This is a genomic window from Streptomyces sp. NRRL WC-3549 (assembly GCF_000721935.1).
Taxonomy (GTDB): Bacteria; Actinomycetota; Actinomycetes; order Streptomycetales; family Streptomycetaceae; genus Streptomyces.
In genome coordinates, this window is sequence record NZ_KL585446.1 from 25,725 (window position 1) to 29,759 (window position 4,035).

General features: G+C 75.1%; 4 protein-coding genes and 1 pseudogene. 2 read left to right on the forward strand and 3 right to left on the reverse strand.

Annotated features, from left to right (window positions below):
• Nucleotides 1-491, reverse strand: a pseudogene (locus IH13_RS0134850) (molybdopterin-binding oxidoreductase); the annotation flags it as partial.
• Between the two features lie 160 nt (nt 492-651).
• On the opposite strand from IH13_RS0134850, the gene IH13_RS0134855 reads away from it, so the two are divergent.
• Complete coding sequence (locus IH13_RS0134855; protein ID WP_234433493.1) at nt 652-1,803, forward strand: NAD(P)/FAD-dependent oxidoreductase; 1,152 nt, start codon at nt 652-654, stop codon at nt 1,801-1,803.
• Here the strand turns inward: IH13_RS0134855 and IH13_RS0134860 are convergent.
• Complete coding sequence (locus IH13_RS0134860) at nt 1,727-2,446, reverse strand: anti-sigma factor (protein ID WP_031090972.1); 720 nt, start codon at nt 2,444-2,446, stop codon at nt 1,727-1,729. The two genes, IH13_RS0134855 and IH13_RS0134860, sit on opposite strands and share 77 nt — an antisense overlap.
• Nucleotides 2,443-3,027: a sigma-70 family RNA polymerase sigma factor gene (locus IH13_RS0134865; RefSeq protein WP_031090975.1), complete on the reverse strand. Its 585-nt coding sequence runs from the start codon at nt 3,025-3,027 to the stop codon at nt 2,443-2,445. The genes IH13_RS0134860 and IH13_RS0134865 overlap by 4 nt, the downstream gene beginning before the upstream one ends.
• A gap of 202 nt (nt 3,028-3,229) precedes the next feature.
• Between IH13_RS0134865 and IH13_RS0134870 the strand changes: the two genes are divergently transcribed.
• Nucleotides 3,230-3,934: a DUF2470 domain-containing protein gene (locus IH13_RS0134870; RefSeq protein WP_031090976.1), complete on the forward strand. Its 705-nt coding sequence runs from the start codon at nt 3,230-3,232 to the stop codon at nt 3,932-3,934.
• Nucleotides 3,935-4,035 lie beyond the last annotated feature (101 nt).

Genomic DNA, 4,035 nt, shown 5'->3' on the forward strand with positions numbered 1-4,035 from the left:
GTGTACAGCAGGCCGGCGGCCACGAGGGCGCCCACGGCCGACGGCAGCGCGTCGAGGAGGCGGCCCTCCGGCCGCCCCGCCGCCGCGGCCGCCCCGGCGGCGCCGAAGACCAGGACGGCCGCGGCGCCCCCGGCCCGGTGCCGCAGCGTCAGGAGTCCCACCGCCACGGCGGACAACGCCAGCAGGACGAGGATCCCGAGCTGCAGCACCAGCTTGTCGTTCGTGCCGAAGTTCCGTACGGCGAAGTCCTTGACGGCCGGGGGCGTGCGGTCGATGACCGCCCCGCCCACCGCCGTGACCGGACCGGCCTCGGGACGCACGGCCGCGGCGACGAGCTCGGCCACGCACAGGGCGGCGAAGGCGGCGACCGCACCGCCGAGCGCGGCGAACGCGGCGCGCGACCACCGGGCGGGCCCGGACGGCGCGGCCTCCCCGGACGGCGCGGACGGCCCGGCCCCCTGCTCCTGCGGAACGTATCGGTCTGTGCTCACACCGGGTCTTCGGCGCGGGCCCCGTCACCGGATTGGTCGTTCACCCGATCGGGGGAAGTCTGATCATCGGCCAATCCGCCGGGGCCCCTGACGCGAATGACCCGCGAGGGGTCTCCTCGAACGCGCCCCGGACGCACGTGGAGCACCGGGAGGGGCCCGAATGACGAGTCAGCGGCGGCGCACGGCGGTGGTGGGGGCAGGAGTGGCGGGACTGACCGCCGCGTACGTCCTGGGGCGGGACCACGACGTGACGCTGTACGAGGCCGGCACCCGCCTCGGCGGCCACGCGCACACCCACGAACTGACCTCGTCCGACGGCGGCACGCACCGCGTCGACCCGGGTTCCATCGTGCACAACCGGCGCACCTATCCGTATCTGCTCCGGCTCTTCGGCGAACTCGGCGTCGAGACCCAGGCGTCCGAGATGAGCATGTCCGTCCGGTGCGAGGGATGCGGCCTGGAGCACGCCGGGGCCCGGGGCGCCGCCGGACTGTTCGCCCGCCCCCGGTCCGCGCTGCGCGGACCGTACCTGCGGATGCTCACCGAGGTGCCGCGCTTCCACCGGGCGGCCCGTGCCCTGCTCGGCCGCCCCGACGACGCCTCGCCCCTGACGCTGGGACGGTTCGCGGCGCGCGGCCGGTACTCCCCGTACGTCACCGCCCACTTCCTGAAACCGATGGTCTCCGCCGTCCGGTCCTGCGACCCGGTGACCGCCATGCGCTACCCCGCCCGCCCCCTCTTCCGGTTCCTCGACCACCACGGGATGCTCTCGATCGGCGGCTCACCTACCTGGCGCACCGTCACCGGCGGCTCGCACGCCTACGTCGAGCGGGTCGCCGCGCAGGTGCACTCCGTGCGCACCGGCACACCCGTCAGGGCCGTACGCCGGCACGGCGGCGGCGCGGAGATCGTCACCGCGGGCGGCGACACCGAGAAGTACGACGCAGTCGTCCTCGCCACCCACCCCGACCAGGCGCTGCGGATGCTCGCCGACCCCACCGACGAGGAACGCGGCACCCTCGGCGCCTTCCGCCGCTCCCGCAACCCCACCCCGCTGCACACCGACACCGCCCTGCTGCCGCGCAGCCGGGGGACCGCGGCCTCCTGGAACTACCTGATGCCGTCCTGCGCGGCCGACGCCGACCGGGTCACCGTCAGCTACGCCATGAACCGGCTCCAGCGCCTGGACGCGCCCGAGCGGTTCGTCGTCACGCCGAACGGCACCAGGCCGGCCCTCAGGCGGCCGGGAACCCCATCAGGCCCAGGGGCCGCGTGGTCGGCCGCGCGGACCCGCCCGCCGGCTCCACCGTGATGCCCATGCCCGAGGCGTGGTCGACCGGCCCCTCCATGAGGACGGCCCCGTCGGTGTCCGAGGCCCTCAGCAGTCCCGCCGACCGCATGGTCCCACCGTCGTCGAACCACAGCTGGTACACCTTGCCGCCCGGCGGGCGGGCGAGGCCGAAGGCCGCGAACACCGCGCGGTCCTCGCTCCGCGAGACCACCACGGTGCCCCGCGCGCCGCCCTCCAGCACCGCCGACACGGTCCTGGCATCCGGAGCCGCCAGCACCCGCGACAGCTGCGTGTTGTGCTCCCGGGCCTGCCGCGCCTCCTGGCGGGCGTCCTGGGCAGCGGCGGCGGCGACACAGGCGGCGAGCGCGTACGCCGTCCAGCGGCCGGCCCGGCCCTGGGCGGTCCCGGCACGGGAGATCCGGCCGTGCGACGGCGGCTCCTGCCGTACGGTCGTGATCTCCCGCAGCACCCGCTCCCGCATCGCGGGCGGCGCGGTGGCCGAGACCGCGAGGCCGAGCCGGGCGGCGGTGGCCGACAGCTCCCGTACCTCCTGGGCGCAGGCCTCACAGGCGGCCAGATGCCTCTCGAAGGAGAGGCGTTCGCCCTCCGGCAGCGCGTGCAGGGCGTAGGCGCCGGTCAGCGTGTGCAGTTCGGCCGTGCTCATGCGTTCACCCCCAGGCAGTCGCGCAGCCGGATGAGTCCGTCGCGCAGGCGGGTCTTGATGGTTCCCAAGGGGACGGACAGCAGTTCGCCGACCTCCCGGTAGGTCAGTCCGCGGTAGTAGGCCAGGGTCACCGACTCGCGCTGGATCTCGGAGAGCGTGCGCAGACAGCGCCGGACCTGTTCCCGTTCGAGCCGGGTCTCGACCTGCTCGGAGACCTCGTCGAAGGCCGGGGTCCGGTCGAGCAGGGCGGCCTTGTGCTCCCGTACGGCCGCGGCCTGCGCCGAGCGGACGCGGTCCACGGCACGGTGGTGGGCCAGCGTCAGCACCCAGTTCATCGCGCTGCCGCGGGAGGGCTGGAAGCGCGGTGCGGTGCGCCAGACCTCGACCAGGACCTCCTGAGCCACCTCCTCGGACTGGGCCGGGTCGCGGAGCACGCTCCGGACCAGACCGAGCACCGGGCCGCTGACCTGGTCGTACACCCGCGTGAAGGCGTCCTGGTCGCCGCGGGCGACACGGACGAGCAACTCCTGCAGATCAGGCCCCGGCGAGGGGATCCCACTGATGTGTACGGCTTCTCTCACGCGGACGTTCCTCCCGGGCACGCGACGGTTTCGTGCTGTCATTCGGAGCCGCCCGCCCGACGGATTGGCGTCTGGCCGGAAATCCTCGCACGCCTTTGCGTACGGCCCCCGGACTGTCCGCACTCCTGTCACGTGGGTTAGGTTAGGCATACCTAAGTGGCCGGAGTCCGGTCGCCCTCGGCCCGCCCATTGGAGAAACCGGATGCGCCCCCTCGGCAGCCGCACCGCACAGCCGACCCCCGCCGAACGGATGCGATCGGTCCTGGCCGCCGCCCGCTCGATGACCGTGCTGACCGACGGGGTGTCCACCGAGGTGCACCACCTCGACGGCACCGGCGTGATGGGACACATCCACCTGCACGAGCCGTCCGGGGACGCTCCCGCCGCCTCCGCCGCGCGCGTCCCCGTCAGGCTGGAAATCACCGACATCGCGCCCACCCCGGTCCGCGACCGGCTGCGCGCCCGCGTCACCCTGACGGGGCTGCCGGCCGCCCCCTGCGACGCGGAGTCGGCGGAGAGCACGTGCATGGAGTTCGGCCAGGCGGTCCTGGAGGACGGCACGGGCCGCACGTTCGTCTCCCTCGACGACCTGCGGGCCGCCGCCCCCGACCCGCTCGCCGTGTGCGAGGCCGGCATGCTGACCCGTCTCCTGGACGGACGCGGCGAACTGGTCCCGCTGCTGCTGCGCCTGGTACGGCCGCAGCCGCGCCGCGGCCTGCTCCGGGCCGTCCCGGTCGCGCTGGACCGGTACGGCATCACCCTGCGGCTGGAGTACCCCGGCGGACACGAGGACGTCCGGCTGCCGTTCGCCGCGCCGGTGACCGCCGCCGGCCACGCCGGTTCACGGATCCACGCCCTGCTGACCGCGGCGCGCCGGGCGTCCCACCCCAACCGGCTGCCGGCCTGACGCGGTGTCCGCCGCGCGGTGCGCGCGGCGGACACGGGCGGTCGCACCACCGGGCGGCGCCGCCCGCGCACCAGGAGGCGGCCGAGGCAGGTGCCCTGGCG